Source organism: Shewanella zhangzhouensis, assembly GCF_019457615.1.
GTDB lineage: Bacteria > Pseudomonadota > Gammaproteobacteria > Enterobacterales > Shewanellaceae > Shewanella > Shewanella zhangzhouensis.
Map to the genome: position 1 here is coordinate 408,247 of NZ_CP080414.1, position 19,254 is coordinate 427,500.

Here is a 19,254-nt window from a genome sequence, read left to right on the forward strand (position 1 = left end):
TTACCGATGAGTAAGCCGCTGAGTTTGCCACGTATTGTGTTGATGGACCTGTGGCATCACAAATGGACGTTTTTACTCGCGCTCTGTGTGATGTTGAATGGTGTCGCAGTTGTATATACAAGCCATGTCAGCCGCAAACTGACTTCAGAAGAAGCGCTGCTGATGCAGGAGCGGGATCGGCTGAACATTGAATGGCGAAATCTGTTGCTTGAAGAGCAATCGCTGGCAGAGCACAGCAGGATCACAAGGATAGCGACTAAGGAACTGAATATGGTCAGACCCCTTCCCAATGAAGAAGTGGTAGTGAGAGTGCCATGAGTAAGCAGGCAAAACGCAACCAGAAAGCACAACCCATCCCATGGCGTCTTTACGTTGTGGTGGGCTTTGTGTGTCTGCTGTTTACCAGTCTGGTTGGCCGCGCCGCATATATTCAGTTGATTGAGCCGGACAAACTGCGCCGTGAAAGCGATATGCGCACTCTGCGCACCAGCAGCAGCGACGTGCAGCGGGGGCTTATCACCGACCGCAATGGTGAAATGCTGGCAGTGAGTGTGCCGGTACAGGCGGTATACGCAGACCCCAAAGAAGTCCACGACAAAAATGGTTTTGCCGACATGCGTCGTTGGCAGGCCCTGGCAGACGTACTCCACGAAAAGCCAGATACACTGATTTCCCGGGTTCAAGACAACCCAAGTAAACGTTTTACCTATCTTAAACGGCAAATTACCCCTGCTGTGGCCGAGTATATTCGCCAGCTTAAGCTGCCCGGCGTTTACCTCAAACCCGAGTCACGCCGGTACTATCCGGCCGGGGAGATCACTGCGCAGCTGATTGGGGTGACCAACATTGATGATCTGGGTATTGAAGGGATTGAAAGTACCTACAACAACTGGCTGACAGGAACCCCTGCCAAACAGAAAGTACGTAAGTCCCGCGATGGCCATGTGGTTGAGCGTTTGGACATAGTGCAGGAAGGCGAGAGCCCCAACGACCTGGTGCTCAGCATCGATCAGCGTATTCAGCAGCTTGCCTACCGAGAGCTGAAGCGCGCCACCGAGATGCATCAGGCGACCTCTGGCTCTGTGGTGGTCATCGATGTGTTGACAGGTGAAGTGCTGGCTATGGCCAACACCCCATCCTACAACCCCAACAGCCGCGATGACTGGCAAAGTTTCAAGATGCGTAACCGTGCCGTGACCGACACCTTCGAGCCCGGCTCAACGGTAAAACCCTTTGTGGTGGCCGCCGCGCTGGAGTCAGGCACTGTCAAGGCATCAGACATTATCCCCACATCACCCGGCTGGATGCGGCTGGGTGGACGCCAGGTGCGGGACTCCAACAATTACGGCGATATGTCGCTCACCAAAATTCTGGTGAAGTCGAGCAACATGGGCGTTGCCAAGTTATCCCTGGGAATGCCGGTAGAACAGCTGCTTGGCACTTACTACTCCATAGGTTTGGGCAATTACTCGGGTATAGGCTTACCGGGCGAAAGTGCCGGTCTTATCCAGGAAAAACACCGTTGGTCTGATTTTGAGCGCGCAACCCTGGCCTTTGGTTACGGCCTGACTACCACCACGCTGCAGCTGGCGCGCATGTATGCGACCCTGGGTAACGGTGGTGTGCTTTATCCAGCGTCCATTCTGAAGTTGAAGCAGAAGCCTGAAGGTCAGCAGGTGTTGTCACCCCAGGTGGCCAACAACGTCATGAACATGCTGGTTGGCGTTACTGAGCAGGGCGGCACGGCGCGCAAGGCACATATCGACGGTTATCCGGTCGCAGGTAAAACAGGTACCAGCCGTAAAGCGGTGGCTGGCGGTTACGGTGACGATTACCTGGCCACTTTTGCCGGGGTAGCCCCCGTCAATAACCCGCGTCTTGCCATTGCGGTGGTTATCAACGAACCCAAGGGTGACAGATATTACGGCGGCGACGTGTCGGCGCCTGTGTTTTCAAAGGTGATGGCCGGTGCACTGCAAATGCTGAACGTTGAGCCCATCAGTACCCGTGAGCAAGTGCAGCTGGCGGCGAATTTGCGGGAGGCTGAATGATGTTGCTCAAAGACTTATTGGCCCCCTGGTTTCATTACGCAGGCACTGAGTCGGTTAATGCCCCTGTGATAGACAGTCGGCAGTTAACAGCCGGTGGCCTGTTCATTGCTGTGCCGGGTTATAAAACCGATGGACGGGCCTACCTTGAGGCTGCTTTTGCCAAGGGGGCTGCGGCGGCGCTGGTACACACAGACGACCCGGATGAGCACGGTAAGGTCAGCCATGAACCCGGGCTTTGCATCGCCTTTTTCCAACTGAATCGTCAGGTATCCGCACTGGCCCGGCAATATTACGCCCTGACAAGGGGCAAGCTTAAGGTGGTGGGGGTTACCGGCACCAATGGCAAGACCTCTGTCAGCCAACTGATTGCCCAGCTTACAGAACTTTTGGGCGATAAAGCCGCAGTGATGGGCACCCTCGGCAACGGCCTTTGGGGACAGTTGCAGGATGTGGGCAACACCACCGCAGATGCAGTACGTGTAATGGCCGACCTGTATGACTTTGAACATCAGGGTGCCAAAGTCTGCGCTATGGAAGTCTCCAGTCACGGTCTGGTACAGGGGCGGGTAGAGGCTGTGCCTTTCGAAGTGGCCGTGTTTACCAATCTCAGCCGCGATCATCTGGATTACCACGGCGATATGGATAACTACGCCGCTGCGAAGCGTCGCCTCTTTGCGTTTGGCAGTTTAAGCGCCCGTGTTATCAATCTCGACGATAAAGTCGGTGAGCAGTGGTTTGACGGCATGGGCTCGGCCACGGGGTTCAGCTGCCTTGGACATTCCAAGGCGACTTGGCGTTTTGAGAATGCCCATTTTCATCATGCGGGCTTCTCCGCCACCTTGGTGTGGCCCGGTGGGGAGCTGCCCCTCGAATGCCGCTTACTGGGTGCCTTCAATCTTTCCAATCTGCTCGCGGCCCTGTGCGCCATGGCGCAGCTGGGTTATGGGGTGCCGCAGCTGGTCGCTGCCGCCGCCAGACTCGAAGCCGTTCCAGGACGGATGGAGTGTTTCCCCCGTAAAGATGGGGTCTCCCTTGTTGTGGATTATGCCCATACCCCCGATGCCATAGAGCAGGCGCTCAAGGCGGCCCGCCATCACTGTGAAGGCGCGCTTTGGATTGTATTTGGCTGTGGCGGTGACAGAGACAAGGGCAAGCGTCCGCTGATGGCCGCAGCGGCAGAAGCCTTTGCCGATAACCTGGTGCTGACATCCGATAATGCCCGCAGCGAAGACCCCAGTGCAATTCTCGACGATATGAAGGCGGGCCTTGCTGCCCCTGAACGCGCCCTGTGCATGGTCGACAGGGTTGCCGCCATTCGCCATGCGGTGTCGATGGCAAAGGCAGGCGATCTCATTTTGCTGGCCGGTAAGGGCCATGAGACCTATCAGGAAATCGCCGGTGTGAAACATGAATACGATGAGCGCGCGCTGGCGCGCACATTAAGTGAGGAAAATCTGTGATCCCTCTGAGTCTGACTCAATTGGCATCGGCCACCCATGGGCGTCTTTGCGGCGAAGATGTAGTCGTGTCACATCTCGACAGCGACAGTCGCAAAATGACCGCGGGCAGCTTGTTTGTGGCACTGAAAGGTGAGCGTTTTGACGGCCATGAATTTGCCGACGCAGCGGTTTCTGCAGGGGCATCAGCGCTTTTGGTTGAACGTGAGCTGCCGCTCGCGCTGCCACAACTGGTGGTTGCCGATACACAAAAAGCCATGGGCCAGATAGGCGCAGTAGTGCGGGACAGGGTTAATCCCGTGTGTGTGGCGCTTACCGGCTCCAACGGCAAAACCAGCGTAAAAGAGATGGTTGCTACCGTGCTGTCGCAGCAGCACTCGGTGCTCTTTACCGCAGGTAACTTTAACAACGAAATTGGCGTACCCCTCACACTGCTGCGTCTGGAGCAGGGCCACGAGTATGGGGTATTTGAGCTGGGTGCTAACCACAAGGGTGAGATTGATTACACCTCATCGCTGGTTCGTCCCTCGGTGTCGTTGGTGAACAACGTAGGCAGTGCTCACCTCGAAGGCTTTGGCTCTGAGGCCGGTGTTGCCGAGGCCAAGTCCGAAATTTATCTGCATCTGGCGGACGACGGAGTGGGGATTGTGAATCTGGACGACCGCTATGCAGGTACCATGCTCGCCAAACTCAAGGGCAAGCGGGTACTGACTTTTGGTCTTGGCGCCGGGGCCGACATTACCGCCCGGGAAGTGACCGCTGATGCATTCGGCAGATACAGCTTTTACCTGTGCCACGGTGGCGACCATGTGACCGTGAGTCTACCGCTGGCAGGTAAGCATCAGGTATCCAATGCGCTGGCAACGTCCGCCATCTGCATTGCCCTGGGCTTACCTCTGCAAGAAATAGCGGCGGGTCTTGCCAAACTGGCTCCGGTCAAAGGCCGTATGATGCCACGTCAGTTGGGACGTCTGCTCCTGGTGGACGACAGCTACAATGCCAACCCCAATTCTGTGGGTGCCGCCATCGACTGGCTGAAAGAAATTTCTACAAACAGGACCCTGGTACTGGGCGATTTGGGTGAATTAGGCGACAATGCTGCCCTTTTGCACTTTGAGCTGGGGCAGAAGGCCAAAGAAGCCGGTCTCGACAGCCTGTTTTGTCTGGGCCGCTTAAGCCGCCATGCCAGCCAGGCTTTTGGCAGTAAACATTTCGAAGAGCTGGATGCTCTCGTGAGTGAATTGATTAACTATATCAACGGGGTAGAGGGAGATATGACCCTGTTGGTGAAAGGGTCTCGCAGCGCCGCCATGGAGCGGGTTGTCGAGGCCTTAACAGCCGCCCATGGGCGCGGGGAGCTGAAATAAATGCTGGTTTATCTGGCCGAATATCTGACCCAGTTTTACACCGGGTTTAACGTGTTTTCCTATGTGACCTTCAGAGCCATTCTGGCGCTGCTGACGGCACTCATGTTCAGCCTCTGGTGGGGCCCAAAACTGATTGAGCGTCTGCAGGTGCTGCAGATTGGACAGGTAGTGCGTAATGATGGTCCAGAGTCACATTTCAGCAAGCGTGGCACCCCAACCATGGGTGGGCTGTTGATTTTGGCCGGCATCTTTATCGGCGTACTGCTGTGGGGTGATCTGGGCAGCCGCTATGTGTGGGTCATGTTGTTTGTGCTGGGCTCCTTTGGCTTGATTGGCTTTATCGACGACTACCGCAAGGTGGTGCGTAAAGACCCCAAGGGGCTGATTGCGCGCTGGAAATACATTTTCCAGTCGCTGGCGGCGCTTGTGGTGGCTTTTTATCTGTTTTACTCGACCAAGCATCCGGGTGAAACCCAGTTGGTGGTGCCTTTCTTTAAAGATATTCTGCCGCAGCTTGGCCTGATGTTTATTGTGCTGACCTACTTCACCATTGTGGGCGCCAGCAACGCGGTGAACCTGACCGATGGTCTGGACGGCCTGGCCATCATGCCAACCGTCATGGTGGCTGCAGCGTTCGCGCTGATTGCCTACCTGTCCGGTCACGTGCAATTTGCCAACTACCTGCATATTCCCTATTTGCCGGGCTCGGGCGAGCTGGTAATTGTCTGTACCGCCATTGTTGGCGCTGGCCTCGGCTTTTTGTGGTTCAACACCTATCCCGCACAGGTCTTTATGGGTGACGTGGGCTCGCTGTCTCTGGGCGCTGCGCTCGGCACCATCGCCGTGCTGGTACGTCAGGAAATCCTGCTGGTGATCATGGGCGGTGTGTTTGTGATGGAAACCCTGTCGGTGATTTTGCAGGTGGGTTCTTACAAGCTGCGTGGCCAGCGGATTTTCCGCATGGCACCCATTCACCACCACTATGAGCTCAAAGGCTGGCCGGAGCCACGGGTGATTGTCCGCTTCTGGATCATCTCCCTGTTCCTGGTGTTGCTGGGTCTGGCCACGCTGAAGCTGAGGTAATTATGGGTCTGCCACTGGATAAGCCACACTCACACGTCGTTCTGGGCCTTGGTGCCACGGGGCTGTCGGTGGTGCGCTTTCTGGCACGCAAAGGCATAGTGCCGCTGGTGATGGACAGCCGTCGCCAGCCGCCGGGTATGGATGTACTCAGTGCAGAGTTTCCGGATGTGTCGCTGGTTACGGGTGGTTTCGATTGCCGCTATCTGGTGCAGGCACAGAGCATCATCATCAGTCCGGGCATTGCCGTCGATACCCCAGAAGTGCGCGCGGCCATGGATATGGGCATTGAAGTGATTGGCGATGTGGAGCTTTTTGCCCGCGAAATTCAGGACATGCCGCCCTGTGTGCTGGCCATTACTGGCTCCAATGGCAAGTCAACCGTGACCACTCTGGTGGGGGAAATGGCCAGGGCTGATAGCAAGTCCGTTGCCGTTGGCGGCAATATTGGCGTACCCGCGCTGGAACTGCTGGGCAAAGGCGCAGAGCTCTTTGTGCTGGAACTGTCCAGCTTCCAGCTGGAAACCACCCACAGTCTTCATTGCATTGCCGGCACCTGCCTGAACATCAGTGAAGACCATATGGACAGGTACACAGACCTCGAAGCCTATCGTCAGGCCAAATTGAGGCTCTATCCCCAAAGTAAGCTCAGCGTCTACAACCGTGACGATGCGGCGACCATGCCGGATGAACCACGCAATACCGTCAGTTTTGGTTTGGGTGTCCCCGAGCTTGATGACTGGGGGCTGATGGATGGCAAGATTTACCACGGCGCCAGTGAAATCATGAATTTATTGGATGTGGCCCTGATTGGCAGCCATAACCACGCCAACTTGCTCGCCGCCATGGCGCTTTGCGAAGCCGCGGGTATTTCCCGTGAGGCCATGGTGAAGGTCGCGAAGGAATTTACCGGGCTGGCACACCGCTGTGAACTGGTGGCAAGCCATAACAGCATCGCCTGGGTCAACGACTCCAAGGCCACCAACGTGGGTGCGACTGTCGCGGCGCTCAATGGCCTTGCGGAGCATCTGGGTGACATCATCCTGATTGCCGGTGGCGATGGTAAAGGGGCTGACTTCGAACCTCTGCGAGATGCGCTGGGGGCCGTTAGCTACCTTATTACCCTCGGCCGTGATGGCGACAAGATTGCCGCGTTGAAAGAAGGTGCCATTAAGGTGGCAACCATGGCCGAAGCGGTTGAAAAGGCAAAAGCCCTGGCAAACCCGGGTGACATAGTGCTCTTGTCACCAGCCTGCGCCAGCCTGGACATGTACACCAACTTTATGGCCCGAGGAGATGATTTCAGGGCCAACGTGGGGCGGGTCTATGGCAACTGACAGCAAACAGCTCACCCTGTTTGAGCGTAGTGGTCATTTCTGGACCAGCTGGTTAAGCGGACGTAGTGCGCCCGGCAACCAGTTGTACGACCGTGCGCTGCTGTCTGTTGTGCTGGGATTGATGGCATTTGGTTTTGTGATGGTGATGTCGGCCTCTATGCCAGAGGCCCAGAGTCTGAAGGACGATCCCTTCCACTTTATGTACCGCCATGTGTTTTATTTGGTGGGCTGTGTGGCGATTGCCGCCGTGGTGCTGCGCATCCCCATGGCAAGCTGGCAAAAATACAGCCCCTTGTTGCTGCTGGGTGTCTTTGTGCTCCTCATTGCCGTGCTGGTGGTGGGCACTACGGTGAATGGCGCCAGGCGTTGGCTAAGTGTGGGGCCGATACGTATCCAGGTGGCCGAAATGGCCAAGCTGGTATTTGCCATTTACCTGTCGGGTTACCTGGTGCGCAGGCTCCAGGAAGTACGTGAAAACGCCAAGGGGTTTTATAAACCCATCGCCGTATTTGCTCTTTATGCACTCCTGATCCTGGCCCAGCCGGATTTGGGCACAGTGGTTGTGCTCTTTGTGGGTACAGTTGGCCTGCTATTCCTGGCCGGTGCCAGGTTGCTCGACTTCTTTTTGTTGATTTTTGCCGGCGTGATGGCCTTCGTCGCACTGGTTGTGCTCGAACCTTACCGTGTCGCCCGTGTGACGTCTTTCCTTAATCCCTGGGAAGACCCCTTCGGCAGTGGTTACCAGCTCACTCAGTCACTGATGGCCTATGGCCGGGGTGATTTGCTGGGGCAGGGGTTGGGAAACAGCATCCAGAAGCTGGAGTACTTACCAGAGGCCCATACCGACTTTATCTTTGCGGTGATTGGGGAAGAGCTGGGATTTATCGGCATTGTAATGGTGCTGCTGGCATTGATGTTTGTGGCGCTGCGCGCCATACGTCTGGGTAACGAGTGTTTGGGGCTCGAGCGTGCCTTTGAAGGCTACCTCGCTTACGCCATCGGGATTTGGATTTGTTTCCAGACCGTGGTGAATGTGGGTGCCAGTATCGGCATGTTGCCCACCAAGGGGCTGACGCTGCCCTTTATCAGCTACGGCGGCTCCAGTTTGTGGGTAATGACCTCGGCCGTGTGTATTTTGCTTCGCATCGATTATGAAAAACGCCTGAGTCAGATTCAGGCAGTACAGGGGAGACTCTAAATGGGCCCACAGACAGGCAAAAGACTCTTGGTGATGGCCGGTGGCACCGGTGGTCACGTCTTTCCTGCGCTGGCGGTGGCCAGGCGTCTCGCCAGTGAAGGCTGGCAAATACGCTGGCTCGGCACGGCCGACCGCATGGAGGCGCGTTTGGTGCCTCAGCATGGTTTCGATATCGACTTTATCGATATTCAGGGCGTGCGCGGAAATGGTTTGCTGCGTAAGCTCGCCGCACCCTTTAAGGTACTGCGCTCCGTGATGCAGGCAAGAAAGGTCATTCGTCAGTTCAAACCGGATGTGGTGCTTGGCATGGGTGGCTTCGCCAGTGGCCCGGGCGGTGTGGCAGCAAAACTCTGTGGCATTCCTCTGGTGCTCCATGAGCAAAATGCCATTCCGGGTATGACCAATAAGTTATTGTCCCGGATTGCGACCCGGGTGCTCTGCGCGTTCGAGGGCGCTTTCGGCACTCTGGGAACAACCGTGGGGAATCCCATCCGCGAAGAGCTGGTGGCACTGGGAGCCAAGCCCCGTGAGTCACGTACCGAAGCGCTGAAAGTACTGGTCGTTGGCGGCAGCTTGGGTGCCAAGGTGTTTAACGATTTGATGCCTTCGGTCACCGCCAGAATCGCCCAGCTCCAGCCTGTGACTGTGTGGCACCAGACGGGTAAGAACAATCTGTCGGCGGTGCAGGCCGAGTATCAGCAGCAGGGCCAGGATGGCGGCGTCAAGATTGCTGAATTTATTGATGATATGGAAGCGGCCTATCGTTGGGCCGATGTGGTGCTGTGCCGGGCGGGCGCCCTGACCGTATCTGAGCTCGCTGCGGTGGGGCTGCCCAGTATTCTGGTGCCTTATCCCCATGCGGTGGACGACCACCAAACCATGAACGCCCGGGTATTGGTGGATGCAGGCGCGGCCTTTTTGGTGCCCCAGCCCATTGCCACCACAGAGCTTTTGGCCGACAAGCTGCAGTTGCTTGCCGGTGACAGAGATGAATTGACCCGTATGGGTGAAAGGGCCAGGGCGGCGGCCGTATTGGATGCCACCGAACGTGTGGCTGAGGTTTGCCGCGAACTGGCGAAATAAAGGTTAGTTATGACACAGACAGAGAAGTACAGACAGCTTCGTACCATGATCCCCGAAATGCGCCGCGTGCGCCGCATCCACTTTGTTGGTATTGGCGGCGCCGGTATGGGCGGGATTGCCGAAGTACTGGTAAACGAAGGCTATCAGGTCAGCGGGTCGGACATCGCCGACAATGCCGTGACAGAGCGTCTGGGAAGTCTGGGTGCCCGTATTTTTATCGGCCATGGCGCCGATAACGTCAGTGGTGTGGATGTGGTGGTGGTATCAACCGCCATCAAGCAGGACAACCCTGAAATCGCCGCTGCCAAAGAGAAGCGTATTCCCATAGTGCGCCGCGCAGAGATGCTTGCCGAGCTGATGCGTTATCGCCATGGCGTGGCGGTTGCCGGTACCCACGGCAAAACCACCACCACCAGTTTGATTGCCAGTATCTATGGTCAGGCCGAGCGTGACCCGACGTTTGTGATAGGCGGACTGCTTAACAGTGCCGGCACCAATGCCCGTTTGGGCTCAAGCCGTTATCTGATTGCCGAGGCCGACGAGAGTGATGCGAGCTTCCTGCACCTGCAGCCCATGGTGACCGTGGTGACCAACATCGAAGCCGACCATATGGACACCTACGGCGGCGACTTCGAAAAGCTCAAGTCCACCTTCGTGGACTTTATGCACAATCTGCCGTTTTACGGTGTGGCCGTGGTATGTGTGGACGACCCAGTGGTGCGCGAGCTTATCCCGCGCATTGGCCGTCAGGTCGTGACTTACGGTTTCAGTGATGATGCCGATGTGCAGGCGCTGAACTTTGTACAGGAAGGCCACAGCTGCCGCTTTACCGTGCGCCGCAAGGGCAAAGACGACCTGTCACTCAAGGTGAATCTGCCCGGGCAGCACAATGTGCTTAACTCCCTGGCGGCCATTGCCGTGGCCACAGAGGATGACATCGAAGACGAGGCCATCGTTAAAGCGCTGGCCGAATTTCAGGGTATAGGTCGCCGATTCCAACATCTGGGCAAGTTTGCGACTCCCAACGGTGAGGTCATGCTGGTGGACGACTATGGCCACCACCCGAGCGAAGTGCTTGCGACCATTAAAGCCGCCCGCGCCGGTTGGCCCGATAAGCGCCTGGTGATGGCATACCAGCCCCACAGGTATACCCGTACCCGCGACCTGTACGAGGACTTCGTCGAAGTGTTGTCCCAGGTCGACAAGCTGGTATTGCTGGAAGTATACGCCGCCGGAGAAACGCCCATTCCCGGTGCCGATGGCCGCGCCCTGTGCCGCTCTATCCGTCAGCGTGGCCAGTTGGAGCCGATTTTTGTGGCAAGCCCAGAGCAGCTGACGTCCGTGCTGCCGGATGTGTTGGCCGATGGCGATCTGCTGCTGTGCCAGGGGGCTGGCAATATTGGTGCATTGTCCCGGGAGTTGGCGGCTACCGAGCTTGGATTTGCCAAGGTGGAAAATAGCTGAATGCTGTTGAAAATTTCATCAGTTAAGTGGTTGTTCTCTTTGGTCTTTGACCTGAGATCCCGGGTCTATATAATGGCCGGTTATTCTGTGGCTCGGCGCTGAGGAGCAGGCGTTGGCAAGAGACAGGAAAACCCCGACGCGCAGGGCGCCGCCGGAAAAGCGGCCCAGAGGGCCGGAGCTTCGCCAGCGCGGAGCGCAGTTTTGGGCTGGATTATGTTCGCTTAATTGGTACCTGATTACCGGTTTTAGCTTTTTTCTGCTGGTGCTGGCCGGATTGGGGTACAGCGGCTATCGGCTCCATGGGCTGTTGAACAATGCAGAAGCCCTGCCCATTGAGGCCCTGGTTATCAAGGGCGACCGGGTGTACACCACGGAGGAAGAAATCCGTGGTGCCATGGAAAAACTGATGGCGCGAAGTTTTTTCAGCGCCGATGTGATGGAAATACAGCAGGCGATTGAAGCCTTGCCCTGGGTATACAAGGCATCGGTACGACGGATGTGGCCGGCGCGTATCAAGGTGTACCTACAGGAGCAGCAGGCCGCCGCCCGCTGGAACGGCATGGATTGGGTGAACGAGCAGGGCGAGGTGTTCAGCGCACCTGAGCAGCAGGGGCTGACCGACCTGCCCAAACTGTCCGGGCCAGAAAATATGTCGGCAGAGGTGCTCACCTCTTACCGGCAGATAGCGGAACTGCTGAGGATTAATGGCTATGGGCTTGAGAGCCTGAGCCTGAGTCCAAGACATGCGTGGATTGCCGTGCTTGATAACGGCATCACTCTGGAACTTGGGCGGGAAGACAAGATGGCGAGGGTACAGCGCTTTATCAATGTGTACCCCACGCTGGCCAAGCAGCCAAAGGCCGTCGCCAGAGTGGATTTGCGCTACGACACAGGATTGGCCGTAGGCTGGGATGAGACAAAACAAGAGAGTCGCTAACTGATGACCAAGAACCAGGATAGAAATCTGATAGTCGGATTGGACATAGGTACCGCCAAGGTCGCTGCGATCATCGGCGAAGTCATGCCTGACGGAGAGATCAGCATTGTGGGTCTTGGCAACCATCCCTCCCGGGGCATGGACAAGGGTGGGGTGAACGACCTCGACTCTATCGTGCGCAGCGTGCAGCGGGCACTGGATCAGGCCGAACTGATGGCCGATTGTCAGGTGTCGTCTGTGTACATGTCGATTTCCGGCAAGCACATCGCCTGCCAGAACGAGCGCGGCATGGTGTCCATCAACGATGAAGAAGTGACTCAGGAAGACGTGGACAACGTCATCCACACGGCCCGCTCGGTGAAGATCCCCACGGAGCGCCGCATCCTGCACGTGTTGCCGCAGGAATACGCCATCGACGTGCAGGAAGGGATCCGCAGCCCCATCGGCATGTCTGGCATGCGTATGGAGGCCAAGGTGCATATCGTCACCTGCGCCAACGACATGGCCAAAAACATTACCAAGAGCGTCGAGCGCTGTGGTCTTAAGGTAGATGACCTGGTGTTTTCCGGTATCGCCTCGGCCGATGCAGTGCTGACCAATGATGAAAAAGACCTGGGCGTGTGCCTGGTGGATATCGGTGGTGGTACCACAGACATTACCGTGTACACCAATGGTGCTCTGCGTCACTGCGCCGTAGTACCTGTGGCCGGTAACCAGGTGACCAACGATATCGCCAAAATTTTCAGGACGCCGCTGTCACATGCCGAGCAAATCAAGGTGCAATACGCCAGTGCGCGCAGTGCCATGGTCAGCCGCGAAGACAGTATCGAAGTGCCCTCTGTGGGGGGCCGTCCGTCGCGCACCATGTCTCGCCATACCCTGGCTGAAGTGGTTGAGCCAAGATATCAGGAGCTGTTCGAGCTGGTACTTAAAGAGCTTCGCAGCGCTCGACTGGAAGATCAGATTGCCGCAGGCATAGTGCTCACCGGCGGTACCGCTTCAATCGAAGGTGCTGTCGATGTAGCCGAAGCTGTGTTCGGCATGCCGGTAAGGGTGGCGTCGCCCATGCCGGTCAAAGGTTTATACGAATATGTGGATCAGCCCATTTACTCCACCGGGGTGGGGCTGCTTCACTATGGCGCGCGTCGGGTGCTTGAGCGGCAATACGAGCGTCCGCAGCGTCAAGGGGTCACCAGTGTCTGGAATCGGGTCCAGAGCTGGTTTAAGGGTGAATTTTAACTAACGCAGGCAAACGGAGATTCAGACCATGTTTGAGATCATGGATACTCATTCTGACGAGGCGGTGATTAAAGTCATCGGCGTCGGTGGCGGCGGTGGCAACGCCGTTGAACATATGGTTAAGCACAATATTGAAGGTGTTGAGTTCGTGGCAACCAACACTGACGCACAGGCGCTGCGCAAGTCAGCTGCGGGTCAAACGATCCAACTGGGTCGTGATGTGACCAAGGGCCTGGGTGCCGGTGCCAATCCTGAGGTGGGCCGTGCGGCCGCCGAGGAAGACAAAGAAAGCATCCGCGCTGCTATCAAGGGCTCGGACATGATCTTTATCGCTGCCGGTATGGGCGGTGGTACAGGTACCGGTGCTGCGCCAGTGGTGGCCGAAGTGGCCCGCGAAGAAGGCATTCTCACTGTGGCCGTGGTGACCAAGCCATTCCCCTTCGAAGGAAAAAAGCGTATGGCCTATGCCGAACAGGGCATTGCAGAGCTTGCCAAGCACGTTGACTCCCTCATCACCATCCCCAACGAGAAGCTGCTCAAGGTATTGGGCCGTGGTACATCACTGCTGGATGCCTTCGCGGCTGCCAACAATGTGCTCTTGGGCGCTGTGCAGGGTATTGCCGAGCTCATCACCCGTCCAGGTTTGATTAACGTCGACTTCGCCGATGTGAAAACCGTTATGTCTGAAATGGGTAACGCCATGATGGGTACCGGTGTTGCCCGTGGTGAAGACCGCGCCGAAGAAGCTGCTGAAGCCGCTGTCGCCAGCCCATTGCTGGAAGACATCGACCTCGCCGGTGCCCGTGGCGTGCTGGTGAACATCACCGCCGGTATGGACATGACCATCGAAGAGTTCGAAACCGTGGGTAACCACGTGAAGGCCTACGCGTCAGACAACGCGACCGTGGTCGTGGGTGCCGTTATCGACCCAGAGATGAGCGATGAACTGCGTGTGACCGTGGTTGCCACCGGTATCGGCGCCGATAAGAAGCCTGATATCCAGCTGGTACCCAAGGTTCAGCCTCGTCCGGAGCCTGTGGTTGTTGAGCCAAAGGTTGAAACCTTTGTAGCCGAAGAGCCTGTATATCAGACTCAGCCAGCCGCACCCAAAGGTAATGCTGTACCATCAGCTGCACCTCAGGTAGCGACTGCACCGAAGAACGAGCTTGATTACCTGGATATTCCGGCTTTTCTGCGCAAGCAGGCTGACTGAGTAAAAAAACCGGTACAGACAGCAAAGTGGCAAAGTAGCTTATTTTTTGTGAAATGCCTGACTTGTGGTAGCATGTCTGACCAGCCGCACTCTTGGCTGTCGTTTTCGACTGCCTGAGTGACAGAGATTTGTTGAATGCAAAACGGGTAACTGAATGATTTTTCAAAGAACAGTTAAAGAAATGGTTAAGACCACCGGTGTTGGATTGCACTCCGGTAATAAGGTCACGCTTACCATTAAACCCGCGCCAATCAATACAGGGATAGTACTGATGCGTACCGACCTGAACCCCGCCGTGGCCATTCCAGCCTTGGCGAATATGGTTCGGGAAACGACCATGTGTACCGCTCTGGTAAATGATGAAGGTGTTCGCATTTCGACTATCGAGCACCTGTTTGCCGCCCTGGCAGGTCTCGGCATTGATAATGCCGTTATCGAAGTGGACGCGCCCGAAATCCCGATTATGGATGGCAGCGCCAGCCCCTTCGTATTCCTGCTGCAGAGTGCCGGTATTCAGGAGCAGTCAGCGCCCAAAAAATATCTGCGTATCAAGCGCACCGTACGTGTGGAAGACGGCGACAAGTGGGCGGAAATCCGTCCGTTCCAGGGCTTCAGAGTCAACTTTGCCATTGACTTTAATCACCCTGAGATTGCCCGCAGCCAACAGCATATGGTGATGGACTTTTCCTCTACTGCCTTTGTGAAAGATATCAGCCGTGCCCGTACTTTCGGGTTTATGCGCGATATTGAGTATCTGCGTGCCAACAATCTGGCGCTGGGTGGCAGCATGGAAAATGCCGTGGTGCTTGATGAATACCGCGTCCTCAACCCCGATGGCCTGCGTTATGAGGACGAGTTCGTTAAGCACAAGATCCTGGATGCATTTGGCGATCTCTATGTCGCCGGTCATGCCATCATAGGTGAGTTTTGTGCCTATAAGACCGGCCATGCCCTGAACAACCAATTGGTCAGGGCAGTGCTTGCCGCTCAGGATGCCTGGGAATTGGTGAGCTTTGACAAAGAAGCTGACGCACCTGTCAGTTTTGCCATGCCCGGCAATGCAGTGTTTGCCTGAGCATGATAAGTTAACTTCATGACTGCCTGTGACGGCTGGCCAATGCAGCCAGCCGTTTCAGTTTCTGGCCCAGACTGCCTTCGGTATGTTCTGCCAGCGCTTCGAGATGTGCCGCTGCTGTTTCACTGAGTTGATTGGTGTTCACTGTGGCTTTTGGCCGATAGTGTGCCAGCGCCGGGTTGACTTTAACGTCAATAGCGGTGAGCATTGGGAGCGTTTCGGCCTGCAGTTGTTTCAGTAGCATAGGCTTTTGAAAGTTGATGCGGGCGGCCCATGCGGCCGTTGCCGTTTCTATAACGAGAGTACCGTGGCGGAGATTGGCTACCTTGAGTTGCTCCGCGACCGGACCTGATACCATCTGTTTCACGACTTGATCCAGATTGTTGAGCAGCTCCGCCTTTTCGGCGATATCCGGCAGAGTGCCGGTCGTGTGCATGAGCGCAGCGAGGTCCTGAGGTAACTTTTTCATTCAATAAGAAGATGGCTGATTGAAGCTATGAGTGTAACAGTTTTTATTCAAGGCCGCAGCGGTGTAACCCGTTGGCAGCCCGGTAAACGATGGTTGCTGCTTCCGGTATTGTTGCTGGCCACAGGCGCAGGTCTGTATCAGCACAACAGTGCCCGTTTTGAAAGCCAGCAGGCCAGTGTCGACAATGAACGCCAGGCGCGTGAAAGCCAAAAGCGCGAAGTGCTTGAGCTGAAAAATGCGACCGAATCCCAACTCGCAACTCTGACCGCCTACGTAGGCCGCATGCAGGCGAAGATTACTCGCCTGGAAGCTTTGGGTCAGCAGGTTGCTCAAAATTACAAGCTTGAAGATCAATTCGACTTCTCCGCCGAAGCCGGCGTGGGTGGCTCGAGCGATCTCGGCTCTGCTATCGAACTCAACCAGCTTATTGAAGACATGAATAAGCTGGCACTCAGAATTGATAACAATGACGCTCAGCTGGCACTACTTGAAACCGTGGCAGCCAATCTCCATATAGATGAAGAACGTTATGTATCAGGGCGCCCTGTCAGCAAAGGCTATCTCTCGTCGCCCTACGGTTTACGCAATGACCCTTTCACCGGCCGAAGAACCATGCATAAAGGCATTGACTTCGCCGGCACAGAGGGGGCCGATGTTATCGCCACCGCAGGTGGTGTAGTGACATGGGCCGGAGACATGTTCGGTTATGGCCAACTGGTGGAAGTAGATCATGGCAATGGTCTGCGTACCCGCTACGGCCACAATAAAACTTTGTCAGTAGCTGTAGGTGATGTAGTCGCCAAGGGTGAAAAAATTGCCACCATGGGCAGTACCGGCCGTTCTACCGGTCCCCATGTTCACTACGAAGTGTTGCGGTCGGGTCAGCAGATTGACCCACAGAAATATGTCTACCGCAAGGCAGGTTAACAACTTTGGCTGTGAGACTCGTCCAGGGACTTGGCCTTCATTGAGATAAGTAATCAGATGTTTGGTAATTTACTGACAAAAATTTTTGGTAGCCGTAACGACCGCACCCTGAAACAACTGGGCAAGGTCGTAGTAAAAATTAACGCATTGGAAGCGGAATACGAGAAGCTTTCCGATGAGGAACTCAAGGCCAAAACGGCCGAGTTCAAGGCCCGCCTCGAAAAGGGCGACACTCTCAATGAGCTGATGGCTGAAGCCTTTGCCACTGTTCGTGAAGCATCCAAACGCGTATTTGAGATGCGCCACTTCGACGTGCAGCTGATGGGCGGTATGGTGCTGGACAGTAACCGCATCGCCGAGATGCGCACCGGTGAAGGTAAAACTCTGACCGCCACACTGCCTGCTTACCTCAATGCCCTGACCGGTAAAGGGGTGCACGTGATCACGGTGAACGACTATCTGGCTCGCCGCGACGCAGAGAACAACCGCCCACTGTTTGAATTCCTCGGTATGTCTGTCGGTGTAAACGTGGCTGGTTTGAGCCACGCCGACAAAAAAGCCGCCTACGATGCCGATATCACTTACGGCACCAACAACGAATTTGGTTTTGACTACCTGCGCGACAACATGGCGTTTTCGCCAAACGATCGCGTCCAGCGTCCACTGCACTATGCCCTGATTGACGAAGTGGACTCCATTCTTATCGATGAAGCCCGTACGCCACTGATCATCTCCGGCGCCGCTGAAGACAGCTCTGAACTTTACATGCGGGTCAATAAACTGATCCCAAGCCTTATCCGTCAGGAAAAGGAAGACAGCGAAGAGTTCGTGGGTGAGGGTGACTACTCCATCGATGAGAAGGCCCGTCAGGTGCACATGACCGAGCGCGGTCAGGAAAAGGTTGAGCAACTGCTGACCGAAGCTGGCCTGCTTGCCGAAGGTGACTCCCTGTATTCAGCAGCGAATATTTCCTTGCTGCACCATGTTAACGCGGCCCTGCGTGCCCATACCCTGTTCGAAAAGGACGTGGATTATGTGGTGCAAAATAATGAAGTGGTTATCGTGGATGAGCACACCGGTCGTACCATGCCGGGCCGTCGCTGGTCTGAAGGTCTGCACCAGGCGGTTGAAGCCAAAGAAGGCGTGCGCATTCAGAACGAAAACCAGACGCTCGCCTCCATTACCTTTCAGAACTACTTCCGTTTGTACGAGAAGCTTGCCGGTATGACGGGTACTGCCGATACCGAAGCGTTCGAATTCCAGCACATTTATGGTTTGGATACCGTGGTGGTGCCAACCAACCGCCCTATGGTGCGTAAAGATATGCCGGATCTGGTATACCTCACTGCCCGTGAAAAATACCAGGCCATCATCACCGACATCAAAGATTGCCGTGAGCGCGGTCAGCCTGTGCTGGTGGGTACCGTTTCCATTGAGCAGTCAGAGCTGCTGTCGCGTTTGCTGAACCAGGATAAAATCCCCCATCAGGTACTGAACGCCAAATTCCACGAGAAAGAGGCGGAAATTGTGGCCCAGGCGGGTCGCAGTGGTGCCGTGACCGTGGCTACCAACATGGCCGGTCGTGGTACTGACATTGTGCTGGGTGGCAACTGGAAGTCAGAAATTGAGGCGTTGGAAAACCCAACTGAAGCCGACATCGCCAACATCCGCGCCGATTGGGAAGTTCGCCATAACGCCGTGGTTGAAGCCGGTGGTCTGCACATTCTGGGTACCGAGCGCCACGAATCTCGCCGTATCGACAACCAGCTGCGTGGTCGCTCAGGTCGTCAGGGCGATCCGGGTTCATCTCGCTTCTATCTGTCGATGGAAGACAACCTGATGCGCATCTTCGCGTCTGAGCGCGTTGCCAACATGATGAAGAAGCTGGGCATGGAAGAGGGCGAAGCCATTGAGCACCCATGGGTGACCCGTGCCATTGAAAACGCTCAGCGTAAAGTAGAAGCACGTAACTTCGATATCCGTAAGCAACTGCTCGAGTTTGATGACGTAGCCAACGACCAGCGTCAGGTTGTTTACGCCCAGCGTAACGAGCTGATGGATGCCGAAAGCATCGAAGATACGATCAAGAACATCCAGGCCGATGTGGTTGACGGCGTAATCAGCCAATATATTCCACCTCAGTCAGTGGAAGAACTGTGGGATGTGCCGGGTCTGGAAGATCGCCTTGCCAAAGAGTTTGGTCTGCAATTGCCTGTGCAGGAATGGTTGGATAAAGAAGACGACCTGCACGAAGAGACCCTGCGTGAGCGTATCGTGGATACCTGGCGCCAGGCGTACGATGCCAAAGAGCAAATGGTGGGCACGCCGGTACTTCGCCAGTTCGAAAAAGCCGTGAT

Annotated in this window: 16 protein-coding genes (1 of these 16 only partly in view); 15 read left to right on the forward strand and 1 reads right to left on the reverse strand. The window is 55.9% G+C overall.

Annotation, left to right across the window (positions count from 1 at the left end):
- Positions 1–6 precede the first annotated feature (6 nt).
- The 13 genes from ftsL (at position 7) to lpxC (ending at position 15,501) form a co-directional block, all read left to right on the forward strand.
- Positions 7–318: a cell division protein FtsL gene (gene ftsL, locus K0H63_RS01830; RefSeq protein ID WP_011758468.1), complete on the forward strand. Its 312-nt coding sequence runs from the start codon at positions 7–9 to the stop codon at positions 316–318.
- Positions 315–2,051, forward strand: coding sequence for a penicillin-binding transpeptidase domain-containing protein (locus tag K0H63_RS01835; RefSeq protein WP_220066469.1), 1,737 nt, complete (start codon positions 315–317; stop codon positions 2,049–2,051). The genes ftsL and K0H63_RS01835 overlap by 4 nt, the downstream gene beginning before the upstream one ends.
- Positions 2,048–3,511, forward strand: a complete 1,464-nt coding sequence (gene murE, locus K0H63_RS01840; protein ID WP_220066470.1) for a UDP-N-acetylmuramoyl-L-alanyl-D-glutamate--2,6-diaminopimelate ligase — start codon at positions 2,048–2,050, stop codon at positions 3,509–3,511. Before K0H63_RS01835 ends, murE begins: the two co-directional genes overlap by 4 nt.
- Positions 3,508–4,875, forward strand: coding sequence for a UDP-N-acetylmuramoyl-tripeptide--D-alanyl-D-alanine ligase (locus tag K0H63_RS01845; RefSeq protein ID WP_220066471.1), 1,368 nt, complete (start codon positions 3,508–3,510; stop codon positions 4,873–4,875). The genes murE and K0H63_RS01845 overlap by 4 nt, the downstream gene beginning before the upstream one ends.
- Positions 4,876–5,958 carry a phospho-N-acetylmuramoyl-pentapeptide-transferase gene (gene mraY / locus K0H63_RS01850; protein WP_011758472.1) on the forward strand — a complete coding sequence of 361 codons (1,083 nt, stop codon included), beginning with the start codon at positions 4,876–4,878 and terminating at the stop codon, positions 5,956–5,958.
- Positions 5,959–5,960: 2 nt separating this feature from the next.
- Positions 5,961–7,292, forward strand: coding sequence for a UDP-N-acetylmuramoyl-L-alanine--D-glutamate ligase (murD, locus tag K0H63_RS01855; protein WP_434086742.1), 1,332 nt, complete (start codon positions 5,961–5,963; stop codon positions 7,290–7,292).
- Positions 7,282–8,490 (forward strand): cell division protein FtsW, encoded by a 1,209-nt coding sequence (ftsW, locus tag K0H63_RS01860; protein WP_220066472.1) that lies wholly within the window; start codon positions 7,282–7,284, stop codon positions 8,488–8,490. Before murD ends, ftsW begins: the two co-directional genes overlap by 11 nt.
- Positions 8,491–9,573: an undecaprenyldiphospho-muramoylpentapeptide beta-N-acetylglucosaminyltransferase gene (gene murG, locus K0H63_RS01865; RefSeq protein ID WP_220066473.1), complete on the forward strand. Its 1,083-nt coding sequence runs from the start codon at positions 8,491–8,493 to the stop codon at positions 9,571–9,573. It abuts the gene before it with no gap.
- Positions 9,574–9,582: 9 nt separating this feature from the next.
- Complete coding sequence (murC, locus tag K0H63_RS01870; RefSeq protein WP_220066474.1) at positions 9,583–11,037, forward strand: UDP-N-acetylmuramate--L-alanine ligase; 1,455 nt, start codon at positions 9,583–9,585, stop codon at positions 11,035–11,037.
- Positions 11,038–11,149: 112 nt separating this feature from the next.
- The gene (locus K0H63_RS01875) at positions 11,150–11,974 is read left to right on the forward strand and encodes a cell division protein FtsQ/DivIB (protein WP_220066475.1); all 825 of its coding nucleotides are present in this window, start codon (positions 11,150–11,152) and stop codon (positions 11,972–11,974) included.
- Positions 11,975–11,977: 3 nt separating this feature from the next.
- On the forward strand, positions 11,978–13,213 hold the full coding sequence (gene ftsA / locus K0H63_RS01880) for a cell division protein FtsA (RefSeq protein ID WP_011758478.1): 1,236 nt from the start codon (positions 11,978–11,980) through the stop codon (positions 13,211–13,213).
- A gap of 28 nt (positions 13,214–13,241) precedes the next feature.
- Positions 13,242–14,426: a cell division protein FtsZ gene (gene ftsZ / locus K0H63_RS01885; RefSeq protein WP_220066476.1), complete on the forward strand. Its 1,185-nt coding sequence runs from the start codon at positions 13,242–13,244 to the stop codon at positions 14,424–14,426.
- A 154-nt stretch (positions 14,427–14,580) separates the two neighbouring features.
- Positions 14,581–15,501 carry a UDP-3-O-acyl-N-acetylglucosamine deacetylase gene (lpxC, locus tag K0H63_RS01890; protein ID WP_220066477.1) on the forward strand — a complete coding sequence of 307 codons (921 nt, stop codon included), beginning with the start codon at positions 14,581–14,583 and terminating at the stop codon, positions 15,499–15,501.
- 16 nt (positions 15,502–15,517) lie between these two features.
- Here the strand turns inward: lpxC and K0H63_RS01895 are convergent, their stop codons facing one another.
- Complete coding sequence (locus K0H63_RS01895) at positions 15,518–15,970, reverse strand: DUF721 domain-containing protein (RefSeq protein WP_011758481.1); 453 nt, start codon at positions 15,968–15,970, stop codon at positions 15,518–15,520.
- A gap of 27 nt (positions 15,971–15,997) precedes the next feature.
- On the opposite strand from K0H63_RS01895, the gene K0H63_RS01900 reads away from it, so the two are divergent.
- Both K0H63_RS01900 and secA read left to right on the forward strand, forming a co-directional pair.
- A complete protein-coding gene (locus K0H63_RS01900; protein ID WP_203325794.1) occupies positions 15,998–16,897 on the forward strand; it encodes a M23 family metallopeptidase in 900 nt (299 codons plus the stop codon).
- Between the two features lie 57 nt (positions 16,898–16,954).
- Positions 16,955–19,254, forward strand: the 5' portion of a protein-coding gene (gene secA / locus K0H63_RS01905; protein ID WP_220066478.1) for a preprotein translocase subunit SecA. The gene runs 427 nt beyond the window's last position; 2,300 of the gene's 2,727 nt are visible here — the first part of the coding sequence; the start codon lies at positions 16,955–16,957; its stop codon lies beyond the right edge, outside the window.